Source organism: Saccharopolyspora endophytica (assembly GCF_018070075.1).
GTDB classification, from domain to species: Bacteria; Actinomycetota; Actinomycetes; order Mycobacteriales; family Pseudonocardiaceae; genus Saccharopolyspora; species Saccharopolyspora endophytica.
This window is the reverse complement of the sequence record NZ_JAGPXE010000011.1, coordinates 207,822-224,372: the sequence shown is the minus strand read 5'-3', so window position 1 is coordinate 224,372 and position 16,551 is coordinate 207,822. Positions and strand designations below refer to the sequence as shown.

General features: G+C 72.6%; 6 protein-coding genes. All 6 read left to right on the top strand.

Annotated elements, in window-relative coordinates:
• Positions 1-31 precede the first annotated feature (31 nt).
• Positions 32-10,783 (top strand): type I polyketide synthase, encoded by a 10,752-nt coding sequence (locus tag KBO27_RS34925; RefSeq protein ID WP_246537907.1) that lies wholly within the window; start codon positions 32-34, stop codon positions 10,781-10,783.
• Between the two features lie 93 nt (positions 10,784-10,876).
• On the top strand, positions 10,877-11,956 hold the full coding sequence (dpgA, locus tag KBO27_RS24340; protein WP_307870587.1) for a 3,5-dihydroxyphenylacetyl-CoA synthase DpgA: 1,080 nt from the start codon (positions 10,877-10,879) through the stop codon (positions 11,954-11,956).
• Between the two features lie 20 nt (positions 11,957-11,976).
• Positions 11,977-12,699 carry an enoyl-CoA-hydratase DpgB gene (gene dpgB / locus KBO27_RS24335; RefSeq protein ID WP_210972210.1) on the top strand — a complete coding sequence of 241 codons (723 nt, stop codon included), beginning with the start codon at positions 11,977-11,979 and terminating at the stop codon, positions 12,697-12,699.
• Positions 12,696-14,018 carry a (3,5-dihydroxyphenyl)acetyl-CoA 1,2-dioxygenase DpgC gene (gene dpgC / locus KBO27_RS24330; RefSeq protein WP_210972209.1) on the top strand — a complete coding sequence of 441 codons (1,323 nt, stop codon included), beginning with the start codon at positions 12,696-12,698 and terminating at the stop codon, positions 14,016-14,018. Before dpgB ends, dpgC begins: the two co-directional genes overlap by 4 nt.
• Entirely contained in the window at positions 14,015-15,322 is a 1,308-nt protein-coding gene (locus KBO27_RS24325; RefSeq protein ID WP_210972208.1) for an aminotransferase-like domain-containing protein, read from the top strand. The genes dpgC and KBO27_RS24325 overlap by 4 nt, the downstream gene beginning before the upstream one ends.
• Positions 15,323-15,365: 43 nt before the next feature.
• Complete coding sequence (locus KBO27_RS24320) at positions 15,366-16,514, top strand: glycine amidinotransferase (RefSeq protein WP_210972207.1); 1,149 nt, start codon at positions 15,366-15,368, stop codon at positions 16,512-16,514.
• The last annotated feature ends 37 nt before the right edge of the window (positions 16,515-16,551 follow it).

Genomic DNA, 16,551 nt, shown 5'->3' with positions numbered 1-16,551 from the left:
CTCCCCGGCCGTACGACCCCGTGAGGTAAAGATGTCGGAACAAGAAAAGATGCTGGGTTACCTCCGGCGCGTGACGGCCGAGCTCCACCAGACCCGCGGGCGGTTGCAGGACCTGGAAGCCGCGGCCCACGAACCGATCGCCATCGTCGGCATGGCCTGCCGCTACCCGGGCGGCGTCACCACGCCCGAGCAACTGTGGGACCTGCTGAGCGACGGCACCGACGCCATCACCCCGTTCCCGGAGGATCGGGGTTGGGAGACCGAAGCGATCTACGACCCCGATTCCGGCACACCGGGGCGCACCTACTCCCGGGAGGGCGGCTTCGTCGCCGACGCCGGGTACTTCGACGCGGGGTTCTTCGGGATCTCCCCGCGCGAGGCCCTCGCGATGGACCCCCAGCAGCGGCTGCTGCTCGAAACGTCCTGGGAGGCGGTCGAACGAGCCGGTATCGACCCCGCGTCGTTGAAGGGGCGCGATGCCGGCGTGTTCGTCGGGGCGGTCTCGCCCGATTACGGGCCGCGGCTGCACACCGCCGCTGACGGGGTGGAGGGACATCTCGGGACCGGGACCTCGCTGAGCATCGCCTCCGGGCGCATCGCCTACACCCTCGGCCTCGAAGGACCGGCGGTCACGATCGACACCGCCTGTTCCTCCTCCCTGGTCGCCCTCCACCTCGCGGTGCGGTCGTTGCGGCGGGGCGAGTGCTCCCTCGCCCTCACCGGCGGTGTCACCGTCATGTCCACCCCCGGTACCTTCATCAGCTTCAGCAGGCAGCGCGGCATCGCCCCCGACGGCCGTTGCAAGTCCTTCGCGGCCGCGGCCGATGGTTTCGGACCGGCCGAGGGCGCCGGAATGCTGTGCCTCGAAAAGCTCTCCGACGCGCGCCGCGCCGGACATCCGGTCCTCGCGGTCGTGCGCGGCACCGCGACCAACCAAGACGGTGCCAGCAGCGGGCTCTCCGCGCCGAGCGGTCCCGCTCAGCAGCGGGTGATCCGCGCCGCGCTGGCGGACGCGGAGTTGAGCGCGTCGGACGTGGACGTGGTCGAAGCGCACGGCACGGGGACGAAGCTGGGCGATCCGATCGAAGCGGGCGCCCTGTCGGCCACCTACGGCCAGGGCCGGGGCCCGGAAGCGCCGTTGTGGCTGGGCTCGATGAAATCCAACATCGGGCACGCGCAGGCCGCGGCCGGCGTCGCGGGTGTGATCAAGATGGTCTTGGCGTTGCGGCACGGGATCGTGCCGAGGACGTTGCACGCGGCCGAACCGTCCTCGCACGTGGACTTCAGCGGTGGCGCCCTGCGCCTGCTGACCGATCCGCTCGACTGGCCGCGGAGCGAGCGACCGCGTCGTGCCGGCGTCTCCTCGTTCGGGATCAGCGGCACCAACGCGCACGCCATCGTCGAGGAGGCTCCGGCTCCCGGCGACGAACCGAACCCCGCGCCCGCGCGCGCACTGCCGCTCGCCCCGTGGGTCCTGTCGGCCGCGTCCGCCGCCGCGCTGCGCGACCAGGCGGGCAGGCTCGCCGCGCATGTCGCGCGGCACCCCGAGCACACGATCGCGGACGTCGGCCACGCGCTGGCCACGACCCGCGCCGTTCTCGACCATCGTGCGGTGCTCCTCGCCCCCGATCTCGCGTTCGCGGGCGATCGGTTGACCGAGCACGCGACCGGTGGTGCACCCGCCGAACTCGTCACCGGTCACGCCCGAGGCGGGGCCGGGACCGTGTTCGTCTTTCCGGGGCAGGGTTCGCAGTGGGTGGGGATGGCGGCGGAGTTGCTGGAGTCGTCACCGGTGTTCGCCGCGCGGATGGGGGAGTGCGCTGCAGCGCTAGGGCCTTTCGTGGATGTCGCGTTGCCGGACGTGCTGGGTGATCCGGTCGCGCTGGAGCGGGTGGATGTCGTCCAGCCCGCGTTGTGGGCCGTGATGGTGTCCCTGGCCGAGGTGTGGCGTTCGTGCGGCGTGGAGCCCGCAGCGGTGGTGGGGCACTCGCAGGGTGAGATCGCGGCCGCTGTGGTGGCCGGCGGGTTGTCGTTGGAGGACGGCGCGCGGATCGTGGCGCTGCGCAGCCGCGCCGTCGCCTCCGGGCTGTCGGGAAGCGGCGGAATGGTTTCCGTCGCCGCGTCGGTGGAGGAGGTCGAGCAGCGGCTCGCGTCGAGCGGCGGTGACCTCGCGATCGCGGCGGTGAACGGCCCCTCGGCGGTCGTCGTGTCGGGTGCCGATGCCGCGTTGGAGGAGTTCCTGGCCGGGTGCGAGTCCGATGAGATCCGGGCTCGTCGAGTCCCGGTCGATTACGCGTCCCATTGCGCGCAGGTGGAGAGCATTCGGGACGCGGTCGAGAACGCGGTCTTCGGAGTGACCCCGAAGCCGGGCGCGGTGCCGTTCCACTCGACCGTGACCGGTGGCGTCTTCGACTCCTCGGGGTTGGACGCGGGGTATTGGTACCGGAATCTCCGCAACCCGGTGCGGTTCGAGGAGACGGTTCGGGGCCTGGTGGACCTGGGGTTTCGGCATTTCGTGGAGGTGAGTCCGCATCCGGTGTTGACGCCGGGGATCGAGGAGACCGCCGGGGATGCCGAGGTGTCGGTGGTGGGGACTCTTCGCCGTGACGAAGGCGGTCAGGCGCGCGTGCTGCGGTCCCTGGCGGAGGCCTTCGTCGGTGGGGCACCGGTGGAGTGGGCGCGCGTCTACGACGGGACCGGTGCTCGGCGGGTGGACCTGCCGACCTACGCCTTCCAACGCCAGCACTTCTGGCTCGACCAGAGCGCTCCCGCTGCCGCGCGCGGCATGGACGACGTCGCTCACCCGCTGCTCGACGCCGGTCTGCCGCTGCCCGACTCCGACGGTTACCTCCTCACGGGCCGCTGGTCGCTGCGGACGCATCCCTGGCTGGCCGACCACGTCGTGCGAGGACGGAGCGTGGTACCGGGGACCGCGCTGGTGGAGATCGTCCTGCGCGCGGCGGACAGCGTCGGGTGCGACCGGATCGACGAACTCAGCCTGGAGACACCCGTGGTGCTCCCCGCCGACGGCGGTGCACTGGACGTCCAGTTGACCGTGACTGGCGACGAGGACGGACGCCGGTCCGCCGGGGTGCACGTCCGCGGCGCCGACGGCAGCTGGACCCGCCACGCGCGAGCCGTCCTGAGCAGCGGTGACTCCGAGGAACCCGACGACTTGGCGAGCTGGCCCCCGGCGGGAGCACGGCCGGTGGAGATCGGCGGTGTGTACGAGCGGTTGGGGGAGGACGGTCTCGTCTACGGACCGGTTTTCCGCGGTCTGGAATCGGTCTGGCGGAGCGGGGAGCAGATCTTCGCGGAGGTCGCGTTGCCGGAGGGGGCGGAGCCCGCCGGGTTCGGGGTGCATCCTGCTCTGCTCGATGCCGCGTTGCACGCGTGGTCGTTCTGCGCGGACATGTCGGGTCAGGTTCGGTTGCCGTTCCTGTGGAGCGGTGTGTCCCTGCACGCCACCGGGGCGACGAGGTTGCGGGTCCGGCTCGTACCGGCGGACGACGGCAGCGTGTCGCTGCTCGCGTCGGACGACGAGGGCCGGCCCGTGGCCACGATCGAGGCAGTGATCACCCGGCCGCTGAGCGAGAACCTCGGCGACACCGCCGATGCCCTGCACCGCGTCGAATGGACGCCCGCGTCCGCGACGGACGGCGGGGAGGCGCACCTCGCCGTCGTGGGCGGGGACGCGCTCGGTCTGGCCCGGATCGCCGACGAGTACGAGGATCTGGCCGCACTCGCCGGGCAGGTGACCGCGGGAGAGCGCGCGATGCCCGAGCACGTGCTCGTCGGTTTCGCCCCGTCCGGTGCGGATGTCGCGGCGGAGGCCATGTCCAGTGCGGAGCGCGCGCTGGCGTTCGTGCAGCACTGGCTCGCCGACGAGGCGTTCGCCGGAGCCCGGCTGGTGCTCCTCACGCAGGGCGCCGTTGCCGCCGATGGCGGTGAGGACCTGTCCGACCTGGCCGCGTCCCCGGTCTGGGGGCTGGTGCGGTCCGCGCAGACCGAGCACCCCGGACGTTTCGTCCTCGTCGACCTCGACGGCGACCCGGCCTCGCTCACCGCGCTGCCCGGCGCGCTGGGCACGGGCGAACCGCAACTGGCGCTGCGGCGCGGCGAACCGCGCATCCCGCGAGTCGTGGCGGCTCCCGCTCCGCTGCGGCTGCCCGACGGTCCCTGGCAGCTGGGAGTCGACCCGGCGACCGGCCTCGACGGCATGTCGGTCGTTCCGTCCGGCGCGGCCGATCGGGTGCTGGGTGAGTTCGAGGTGCGGGTGGAGGTGCGTGCGGCCGGGGTGAACTTCCGCGATGTGCTGGTGTCGCTGGGAATGTATCCCGATGCCGAGAACGCCGTGCTGGGTGGCGAAGGCGCGGGGGTCGTGACCGAGATCGGCTCCGGCGTCACGAGCGTCGAGCCCGGTGATCGTGTGATGGGCCTGTGGAGCGGCGGTTTCGGCTCATCGGTCGTGGTGGAGGAGTGCGCGGTCGTCGGAGTGCCTGCGGGGTGGAGTTTCGAGCGTGCCGCGTCGGTTCCAGCGGCGTTCGTGACGGCGTACTACGCGTTGGTGGACTTGGCGGATCTGAAGGCCGGGGAGTCGGTTCTCGTTCATTCCGCTGCCGGCGGCGTGGGCATGGCTGCTGTGCAGCTGGCGCAGCATCTTGGTGCCGAGGTGTGCGCGACGGCGAGTGAGCCGAAGTGGCCGGTGGTGCGGGGTTTGGGGGTTGCTGAGGAGCGGATCGCGTCCTCGCGCAACGGCGATTTCGAGAACCTCTTCGGTGGTGTGGATGTCGTTCTGGATTCGTTGGCGGGGGAGTTGGTGGATGCGTCGTTGCGGCTGACCCGGCCGGGCGGTCGTTTCGTGGAGATGGGTAAGTCGGATGTGCGTGATGCCGATGAGGTCGCGGCGGCGTACGGCGGTGTGAAGTACCGGGCGTTCGACTTGGCCGAGGCCGGTGGCGACCGGCTGGGTGAGATCTTGCGCGAAGTGGTGCGGCTCCTCGAGGCGGGTGCGCTGGAACCGCTGCCGCTCGCGGTGTGGGACGCCCGACGGGCGGGCGAGGCTTTCGCCGTGATGAGCCGAGCCCACCATGTCGGGAAGCTGGTCTTGACCGTGCCTCCTGCTCCGACGCGGCCCGAGGGTTGGGTCGTCGTGACGGGTGCCTCGGGTGTGCTCGGTGGCGTGGTGGCCCGGCATGTCGCTGCCGAGTGGGGCGTGCGCCGGTTGTTGCTGCTCAGCCGCCGGGGTCCGGAGGCTCCGGGAACGGATGACCTGGTCCGTGAGCTGACTTCCGCCGGTGTCGAGGTGCGGGTCGCGGCGTGCGATGTGGCGGACCGGGGCGCGCTCGCAAACGCTCTGTCCTGTGTGGATGGTCAGGTGTCCGGTGTCGTGCACGCGGCGGGGGCTCTGGATGACGTGACGGTGGAGTCGTTGACCCCGCGGCGGTTGGCCGACGTGTTGGCCGCGAAGGTGGCGGGCGCGTGGAACCTGCACGAGCTGACCCGGGATCACGATGTTCGCTGGTTCGTGCTGTTCTCCTCCGCCGCTGGTGTGCTGGGTGGAGCGGGACAGGCGAACTACGCGGCGGGGAACGCGTTCGTCGACGGGTTGGCGGCGTTCCGGCGGTCGCGGGGCTTGCCTGCCGTGTCGGTGGCGTGGGGGCTGTGGGAACAGCGCTCCGGTATGACCGAAGGGCTCGGCGAGACCGACCTCGCCCGCATCGCCCGCACCGGAACGAAGGCGTTGTCCACTCAGGACGGTCTGGCGCTGCTCGACCGCGCGATCTCCTCGCCCGAGGACCTCCTCGTGGCGGCCCGCCTCGACCCGCGGGCCGACCCGAACGCTCCGGTGCACCCGCTGCTGCGGGGGCTCGTCCGGCAACCGGCCGCCCCTCGCCGACGTGCGCTCGCCGCACCCGGGGCGGACGGGTCCGCGGCGTTGCGGCAGCGGCTGCTCGCCCAGCGGACGGACGACCGCCGGAACACCGTCCTGGACCTCGTGCGCACCCAGGTCGCCGCCGTCCTCGGGCACTCCGATCCGGGTGCCGTCGCGCCGGAGTCGGCGTTCAAGGACCTCGGGTTGGACTCCCTCACGGCCGTCGACCTCCGCAACCGGCTCGGCACCGCGACCGGGTTGCGGCTGCCCGCCACCCTCGCGTTCGACCACCCCAACAGCGGAGCCCTCGCGGCACACCTGCTCACCAACCTCCTCGACCCGGTCGCCGTCGGAGCGGAGTCCACTGCCGAGCCGCGGCGCCCCGACGTCGCCGACGACCCGATCGCCATCGTCGGCATGGCCTGCCGCTATCCCGGCGGCGTCACCACCCCCGAGGAGCTGTGGCGGCTCGTCGCTTCCGGCGGGGACGCCATCGGCGGACTGCCTGCGGACCGGGGCTGGGACCTCGACGCGTTGTACGACCCCGATCCGGACGTGCCAGGCCGGATCTACGTGCGGGAGGGCGGTTTCCTCCACGACGCGGGCCGCTTCGACGCGGAGTTCTTCGGCATCTCGCCCGTCGAGGCGCTGAGCATGGACCCCCAGCAGCGGCTCCTCCTGGAGACGAGCTGGGAAGCCGTCGAGCGGGCCGGAATCGTCCCCGCAGCGCTGCGCGGCAGCAGGACCGGCGTGTTCGTCGGCGCGCACTACCAGGAGTACGGGCCCCGGTTGCACGAGGCGGGCGACGGCGCCGAGGGACACCTGCTCACCGGCACCGCGGGCAGCGTCGTGTCCGGGCGGGTCGCCTACGTCCTCGGTCTCGAAGGCCCCGCGGTCACCGTCGACACGGCGTGCTCCTCGTCGCTGGTGTCCCTGCACATGGCCGTGCGGTCGCTGCGCAGCGGTGAGAGCGACCTGGCGCTGGCCGGAGGGGTGGCCGTGATGCCGGGACCCGGTGCGCTCATGGGCTTCAGCAGGCAACGCGGCCTCGCCGCCGATGCCCGCTGCAAGGCGTTCTCCGAAGACGCCGACGGCACGTCGCTGGCCGAAGGCGCCGGCGTCCTGCTCGTCGAGCGGCTGTCGGACGCCCGCCGCAACGGGCACCGCGTCCTCGGCGTCGTCCGCGGCACGGCGACGAACCAGGACGGCGCCTCCAACGGGCTGTCGGCTCCGAACGGACCTTCCCAGCAGCGCGTCATCCGCGCCGCGCTCGCCGACGCCCGGCTCGGCCCGGCGGAGGTGGACGCCGTGGAGGCGCACGGCACCGGGACCAGGCTCGGCGATCCGATCGAGGCCCAGGCGGTGCTGGCGACCTACGGGCAGGACCGCGGTGAGGGCTCAAACCCGCTGCGCCTCGGCTCGATCAAGTCCAACATCGGGCACACCCAGGCCGCGGCCGGCGTGGCCGGGGTGATCAAGGTCGTGAAGGCGCTGGAACACGGCGTGCTGCCCGCTTCGCTGCACCTCGGGCGGCCTTCGACGCACGTCGACTGGTCCGACGGCGACGTCGAGCTGTTGCGGGAGCCCGCGGCCTGGCCGACGGCGGACCGGCCGCGTCGAGCCGGTGTCTCCTCGTTCGGGATCAGCGGCACCAACGCGCACGTCATCGTCGAAGAGGCCCCACCGGTGGACGAGCCGGCCGCGGTGCCCGAGACGGTGAGAGCCGTGCCGTGGCTCGTCTCCGCGCGCTCCTCGGCCGCGTTGCGGGAGCAGGCCGCGCGCCTGCTCGACTCGGTCGGCTCGGCGGACCCGGTGGACCTCGCCGCGGCGCTGGCGACCCGGCGGACCGCTTTCGAGCACCGAGCCGTCGTGCTCGGCGAGCGGCGGGAGGACCTCGACGCGGGTCTCGCGGCGCTGGCCGAGGGCCGGACCGAGCCGCGCCTGGTGACCGGCAGCGCCACCACCGGCCGGATGGCCGTGCTGTTCACCGGCCAGGGCAGCCAGCGCGTCGGCATGGGACGTGCGCTGCACGCGGCGTACCCCGTGTTCGCCGCGGCCTTCGACGCCGCGTGCGAGCACTTCGACGCGCGGCTGCCGGGAATTCCGGCTGTGCGGGACGTCGTGCTGGGCGATCACGAGGACGCCGAGCGCGAGCTGTCCCGCACGCTGTACGCCCAGTGCGGGCTTTTCGCCGTGGAGACCGCGCTCTACCGGCTCGTCGAGTCCTGGGGCGTGCGGCCCGATGCCGTGGCGGGGCATTCGATCGGTGAGATCGTCGCCGCGCACGTCGCCGGGGTGCTCTCGCTCGGCGATGCCTGCGCGCTCGTCGCGACGCGCGGCAGGCTCATGCAGGAGCTGCCGGACGGCGGCGTCATGGTGGCCGTCCGGGCGGCCGAGGCCGATGTCCTGCCGCTGCTGGACGGCCACCGCGACGAGGTGGGCGTTGCCGCCGTGAACGGTCCGGAGGCCGTCGTGCTCTCGGGCACGCGCGCCGGCGTCGACGGGATCGTCGCCGTGCTGCGCGAACGCGGCGTCGAGACGAAGCGGCTCGTCGTGTCGCACGCTTTCCACTCGCCGCTGGTGGACCCCGTGCTCGCCGCGTTCCGCGACGAGGTGGGCGAGCTGGACTTCGCCGTGCCCGAGCTGCTCGTCATGTCCACCCTGACCGGCGAGCCGCTTCCCGCGGACCAGCCGTGCGCGGTCGAGCACTGGGTGCGCCACGTGCGGGAACCCGTCCGCTTCGCCGATGGCGTGGCCGCGCTCGCCGCGCGGGGCGTCACCACGTTCCTCGAACTCGGCCCCGACGGCGTGCTCTCGGCCCTCGGCCAGGACTCCGCGCCCGAGGCGGAGTTCGTGCCCGCGATGCGCGCGGGAGCCGACGAGATCGCGTCCCTGACCGAGGCGCTGGCCCACCTGTTCGTCCGCGGCGCGGAGGTGGACTGGTCCGCCGTCGTGCCGGGGCGGGCGCCGGGATCCGTGCGCCTTCCGACGTACGCCTTCCAACGCGGGGACTACTGGTTGCGCGCCGAGGACGCCGCGCAGGACCGGATCCCCGACGATGCGGCGTTCGCCGCCGAGCTGGCCCTCGGCGACGAGGCGAGAGCGGCCGAGCTGCTGCCGCTGCTGGCCGCCTACCGGGAGCGCCGCCGCGACGAAGCCCTCGTCGACGGCTGGCGCTACCGCACGGCGTGGACACCGGTCAGCGTCCCCGCAGCCGAACCCGCGGGCACCTGGCTCGTCGTCCTGCCCGAGCGGTTCTCCGACGACCCGTGGGTCACCGGCGTCACCGAGGCGCTGACGGCCGGAGGGGCGACGGCCGTGCTCGTCCCCGTCGCGGACCCCAGCGCCCTCGCCGCCGGAGTGACCGGCGCCGGACCCGTCTCCGGGGTGCTGTCCTTGCTGGCACTCGCCGACGGGGACGATCCCGAGCACGACGCGGTGCCGCTGGGCGTGACCTTCGCACTGGCGTTGTCGCGGGCGCTCGACGAGTTCGACGTGCGCGCGCCCGTGTGGCACGTGACCAGGGCGGCCACGGCCGTCAGCGCCGCCGAACGGGTGCGCGGGCCCGGGCAGTCCGGCGTGCGGGCACTCGGCCGCGTCGCCGTCCTGGAGGAGACGGTCCGGTGGGCGGGCACCGTCGATCTGCCGGCGGAGCTCGACGGCTGGGTGGGCTACCGGCTCGGCGCCGTTCTGGCGCGCGGCGTCGGGGAGAGCGAACTCGCCGTCCGCGGCTCCGGAGTCTTCGCGCGCCGCGTCGTCGCGGCCTCCGGTGGCCGGCCGAGGTCCGGATCCGATCCGTGGCCGTCCAGGGGCACCGTTCTGATCACCGGTGGCACCGGCGCTCTCGGCAGTCAAGTGGCCCGGCGGCTGGCTCGCACCGGCGTCGAACACCTCCTGCTCGTCTCCCGGCGCGGTCCCGACGCCGACGGGGCGGCGGCGCTGCACGAGGAGCTCACCGCCCTCGGCACCGAGGTCTCCCTCGTCGCGTGCGACGTCGGCGATCACGACTCGCTCGCGGCCCTGCTCCACGGCATTCCGGCCGAGCGACCGCTGACCGCCGTCGTGCACGCGGCAGGTGTCGTCGACCACGGCGCGTTCTCCGAGATGACCCCGGCACGGCTCCAGGCGGTGGCGCGAGCCTCGTCGCGAGCCGCCCGGCAGCTGCACGACCTCACGCGGGACTCCGACCTCGCGGCGTTCGTGCTGTTCTCGTCGTTCTCCGGTGCGGTCGGCGCCGGCGGTCGAACCGGCGACGCCGTCGCGAGCGCCCTGCTGGAGGCCCTCGCCGAGGAACGGGACGTCGAGGGACTGCCGGTGACCTGCGTCGCTTGGGGCCCCTGGGCGGGATCCGAACCGACGGGCGTTGGCCTCAACCCGATGGAACCCGGTCTCGCCCTGCTGGCGCTGGAGCGCGCAATCACCGCTGGGAACAGCCGGATCGCCGTCGTCGACGCCGACTGGCCGCGCTTCGCCGGGCACCTCGCCGACGACCCCCGGGCCCGCCCGCTGGCACGGGTCCTCTCCGGCATCGCCGGTGTCCGGCAAGCGGCCCCGGGAGCCGCGAACCCGCACGACGCGGAGGAGTTCGGGAAACGGCTCCGGTCCCTGCCTCCGGCCGAACGCGAGGCGGAACTGCTGCGCGTCGTGCGCACCCACGCCGCGGTCGTCCTCGGGCACGACACCGCGGAGGCCATCAGCCCCGAGCGGGGCTTCGTCGACATGGGCTTCGACTCCCTGACCGCTACCCGGCTGCGCAACCGGCTCGCCACCGCGACCGGCCTGCACGTCAGCGCGGCCACCGTTTTCAGCCATCCCACGCCGAACGCGCTGACCGAGCGGCTGCTCGAGATGTACGCCACCCCGCAAGCACGGCCACGCCCCGCGCTGCGACCCCGCAGCAGGAGCTGAAGGCCCGTAACGGCGGTGAGTACTGGTGTCACGCGCGGCGCGCTCGGAAAGCATTGCCCGGACACCGAGATGTGGCGGAGGACGGAGGACGAAGTGGTAGTAGCCACCAGACCGGAAGCTCACGCCCCGAACCTCGTCGGTGTCGGTACCGCGGTGCCGCCGAATTCCTACACGCAGCACGAAATCCTCAGCACCTACGGCATCACCGACGCCAAGGTCCGCTCCGCGTTCCTCAGCGGTTCGATCGAGCGGCGCAACCTCACCCTGCCGCCGCTCGGTCCCGACGGGACGCCCGTCCTCGAGACCCAGGGCGAGCTGCTGGCCAAGCACACCGAAACCGGCGTGCGGATGGGGCGCGAGGCCGTCGAGCGCTGCCTGGAGGATGTCGGTGCCGACGTCGGCGACATCCGATACCTGTGCTGCGTGACCTCCACCGGGTTCGTCACCCCGGGTTTCTCGGCGCTGCTCATCAAGGAGCTCGGCATCGAGCCGTCGTGCCAACGGCTCGACGTGGTCGGCATGGGCTGCAACGCCGGTCTCAACGGGCTCAACGCCGTGTCCGGCTGGTCCGCCGGTCATCCCGGCGAGCTGGCGCTCATGGTGTGCGTCGAGGCGTGCTCCGCCGCGTACGTCTTCGACTCCACGATGCGCTCCGCGATCGTCAACAGCCTGTTCGGCGACGGGGCGGCGGCCGTCGCCGTGCGCGCCGCCGGGCCCGAAGCCGAGGAGCGGGGCCCGGCCCTGCTTCGGTTCACCAGTCACATCATCCCCGAAGCGGTCGGCGCGATGCGTTACGACTGGGACGACGACCACGGCAAGTTCAGCTTCTACCTCGATCCCGAAGTCCCGTACGTGGTCGGCGCGAACGCCGAGACCGCTGTGGGGCGGCTCCTCGAAGGCACGGGGGTGCGCGCGGGCGAGATCGCGCACTGGGTGGTGCATTCCGGCGGCAAGAAGGTCATCGACGCGGTGCGCGTGAACCTCGGCCTGTCCCGGCACGACGTGCGGCACACCACCGGCGTGCTGCGGGACCACGGCAACCTCTCCAGCGGTTCGTTCCTGTTCTCCTACGAGCGGCTGCGAGCCGAGAAGGCCACCGCACCAGGCGATCTCGGAGTGCTGATGACGATGGGGCCCGGATCGACCCTCGAGACGGCCCTGGTGCGCTGGTGAGGAAAGGGGTGGCTGCGGAGATGCATGCGGACACGAGGATCGAGCTGCCCGACGCGTTGGGGGTCTCGGCCCGGCTGGACGGCGGGATGCCGCTTCCCGAGCTGACGGCCGCCGTCAACGAGGTGTGCGAGCAGGTGGAGGACCAGCGGGAGCGGACGGTCGCCGTCCTGCGGTTCCCGCCCGCCCCCGCCCAGCCGCGCGAGTGGCCCGGTGACGTCTCGATCCAGGACGTCAACCGCTGGGAGCGCGCCGTGCGGCGGCTGGAACGCCTCGACGCCGTCAACATCGCCGTCGCCGAAGGCACCTGCGGGGGGCCGGTCCTCGATCTGATGCTCACCGCGGACTTCCGCATCGGCACTCCCGACCTGACGCTCATGCTGCCGGTCAACGACGGTCACTACTGGCCGGGCATGTCCCTCTACCGGCTCGTGCACCACATCGGCTTGGCGCGGGCGCGCCGACTCGTCATGTGGGGCACCGACATCCCGGCGGCCGAAGCCCTGGAGCTCGGCATCATCGACCAGGTCAGCGACGACCTCGCGGAGGCGGTGCAGGCCGCCGTCGTGCTGCGCGGACGGCTGTCCGACCACGAGACCCGCATCCGGCGGCGCCTCCTGGAGGAAGCCGCGTCCGCCGAGTACGACGACGCGCTCGGCGCGCACCTCGCGGCCTGCGACCGCGAGCTGCGACGGCTGCGCGCGGTCGCCGCGGCGGACGGTTCGGAGAGCGAGGCCGACGGATGACCGACTCGCTCGACCAGGACGTCGCCCGCCTCGCCACGTTCACCGAGGCGGGGGAGCGGCGGCTCGCCGCGCTGCCACCACGACCCGACCGCACCCCGGACGAGCAGGAGCAGGCCGCCCGCATCCACGCGGACGCCCGCCAGGTCCGCCGGGCCTTCCTCGCCCGCCACACCGAGACGATCTACGGCCTGCTCACCGACGGGCTGACCCGTCCGGTCCGGCTGCCGGAACTCGTCGTCGCGGCGGCCGAGCGCTTCCCCGGTCTGGTGCCGACCCGCGAGCAGATGGCCGCCGAACGCGCGCACGTCCAGGCGCACAAGGAAGGCCGCGAGATCGACCAGGGCCTGTTCTGCGGTGCCGTGCTGCGCTCTCCCACGGTGGGCCGCCACCTCGTCGAGACGATGCTGCGGCCGACGCCGCGCGCCCTCGACCTCGTCGACGCCTTCCGCGCCGACGGCCGGGCCGAGCTGGACACGGTGCTCGTGACCCGCCGGGGCACGACGGCCCACGTCGAATTCCGCAACGCCGCACGGCTCAACGCCGAGGACGAGCGGTTGATCGCCGACCTCGACACGGCCGTCGACCTGGTCCTGCTCGACGACGCGGTCGCGGTCGGCGTCCTGCGCGGCGGCACCGTCGACCACCCGAAGTACCGAGGGCGGCGCGTGTTCAGCGCGGGCATCGACCTCACCGATCTGCGCGACGGGCGGATCCCGTTCGTCGAGTTCCTCCTCGGCCGCGAGCTCGGCTACCTGAACAAGATCCTGCGGGGCCTGCTGACCGACCCGGCGCCCGGCGCGGTGGCGCAACGGATGACCAGCAAACCGTGGATCGGTGCCGTCGACGCGTTCGCCATCGGTGGCGGCATGCAACTCCTGCTCGTCGTCGACCACGTGATCGCGGCGGAGAACTCCTACGTCAGCCTGCCCGCCGCCGAGGAGGGCATCGTGCCCGGTCTCGGCAACCTCAGGCTCACCAGGCACACCGGCGCGCGCCTGGCCCGCCAGGTGCTGCTCGGCGGGCGGCGGATCGCGGCGGCCGACCCCGAGGCGCGGCTCGTCTGCGACGAGATCGTTCCGCCCGACGGCGTGGACGAGGCCCTCGACCGCGCCGCGCGAGCCCTGTCCGCACCGGCCGTCGCGGCCAACCGGCACATGCTCGCCGTCGCGGAGGAACCCCTCGACCTGTTCCGTGACTACCTCGCCGAGTTCGCCGTCGCGCAGGCCGAACGCGCCTACGCCCCGGACGTGCTGGAGAAGGTCGAACGCAGGTGGCGGGAGCGGGAGCGGCGTCGCGCCGCGGAGCGGAGCGCATCATGACCGGCACACCCGACCTGCACGCCGACGACCTGCACGCTTCAGTGCGGGACCCGGCGCTCGGCGCCATCGGTTTCCTCAACGAGGTGATGAGCCGGTACCCCGAGGCCATCTCCTTCGCTCCCGGTGCCCCGCACCCGGATTTCATGCGGGACATCGACACCCGCGCGCTGACCGACCGGTTCGTCGCCCACCTCGTCGACGAACGCGGCTTCACCCCGGACAGCGCGCAGCGCGCGCTCTACGAGTACGGCCCCGCGCAGGGCCTGATCAACGATCTCGTCGCCGAGGCGATCGGCGCGGACCAGGGCATCCACGCCGATCCCCGAGCGATCGTGGTCACCGTCGGCGCCCAAGAGGCGTTGCTGCTGACGCTGCGCGCGCTGTTCCGGCACTCCGGCGGCGGCGACGTCCTCGGCATCGCCGACCCCTGCTACGCGGGCATCACCGGGGCCGCGCGGCTGCTCGACATCCCCGTCGTCCCCCTCCGCGAAGGGGAGGCCGGACTCGACGTCGATCACCTCGCCGCCCAGTGCCGCGAGGCCCGCCAGGGGGGTCGCCGGGTCCGGGCCTGCTACGTCGCTCCCGACTTCTCCAATCCCGGCGGCGCCCGCATGCCACTGGCCACCCGGCACGCGCTGCTCGACCTGGCGGACCGGGAGGACCTGCTGCTCATCGAGGACAACGCGTACGGGTTCACCGCGCCGGAGGACGACGGCCTGCCCGGCCTCAAGGCCTTGGACGGCCGTCGTCGCGTCGTGCACGTCGGCACGTTCGCGAAGGTGGGCTTCCCCGGCGCCCGCGTCGGGTACGCCGTCGCCGACCAGCGCGTCCAGCACGATGCCGGCGAACGGGCTTTGGCCGAGGAACTGGCCGTCCTCAAGACCATGACCACCGTCAACACCCCGCCGCTGGCCCAGGCGGTCGTCGGCGGCCTGCTGCTGGAGCACGGCCGTTCGCTGGCCGAACTCGGACGCCCCAAGGCGCAGCGCTACCGGCGCAACCTGGGATGCCTGCTGGACGCGCTGGACCGGCACCTCGGCGACGCCCTGCCGCCCGGCATCACGGTGCAGCGGCCCGCCGGTGGCTTCTTCGTCCGCATCGACATCCCCGTCCCCGCGGACCTCGCGCTGCTGGAGGTCTCGGCCGCCGAGCACGGCGTGCTGTGGACGCCGATGGGCCAGTTCTCCCTCACCGACCGCTGCGATCGCCAACTCCGGCTCTCGTGCAGCTACCTCGACCCCGACCAGATCGAGCAGGGCGTCAAGCGGCTCGCGGCCTTCCTCCGCGAGAAGACCGCGGCATGACCCGGCTCGAAGCCCCCCGGACCGTCGCGAAAGGACACCGCCGATGCGCCTGAACTGCTACGACGACTTCACCCCGCTCAAAGAGGTCATCGTCGGCTCCGCGGAGGGCTACCTCGACCGCGTGCGGGACATGTCCTTCGACATGTTCATCAGCGACAACATCTCCGGCGCCCGCGGCTACTACCCCTCGTTGTCCACCTGGCGCGACAGCGAGGAACGTCGTGAGCGCAACACCCCGCACCGGCTGGAGATGAAGGAGCGGTTCCTCGGCGAACTCGTCGAAGACGTCGAGGGCGTCGCCGACCAGCTGGCCGCGCTCGGCGTCACCGTGCACCGCCCGCTGCGGCTCGACCCCGGCGTCACCAGGGTCGCCACTCCCGCCTTCGAAGCCACGGTCACACCGCCGCTCAACATCCGCGACAACACGCTGATCCTCGGTGACGAGATCGTCGAGTGCCCGCCGATGCTGCGCGACCGGTACTTCGAGACGCAGTTCCTCAAACCGGTCTTCCAGGACTACTTCCGGCAGGGCGCCCGCTGGACGACCATGCCGCGCCCCATGATGACCGACCACTCCTTCGACCCGGAGAACGTGGCCCACGCCGCTCCGAACATCGAAGTCCCCCTCGACCCGCAGGACTCGGCCTACGACGTCGGGGCCGAGCTGATGATCGACGGCGCAAACTGCCTCCGCCTCGGCCGCGACCTGATCGTCAACGTGTCCAACGCCAACCACGCGCTCGCCTACGAGTGGTTGGAACGGCACCTCCGCGGGCGCTTCCGCGTGCACCGCATGGACAAGCTCACGCAGAGCCACATCGACAGCGTCGTCGTCCCGCTGCGCCCCGGCACCCTGCTGCTGCGCGACCCGGGCGTCGCCGATTACCTGCCGGAAGCCCTGCGGAGCTGGGACATCATCGTCCCGCCGCCGCCCGGCATCGACGACTACCCGCAGTACGAGAACGGCGACCCGATCCCGGCAAGCCCCTACATCGACCTCAACGTGCTGTCGGTCGACGAGAACACGGTTCTGGTCAACGACGCGTGCAAGACGCTCATCACCACCTTGGAAGAGCACGGCTTCGACGCGGTGCCGATCCGGCACCGGCACCGGCGGCTCTTCGGCGGCGGTTTCCACTGCTTCACCTTGGACACCGTGCGCACCGGCGGTGCCGAGGACTACCTCGGCTGATCCGGCCGCGAATCGGGCGACCCGAACAAACCAGAGG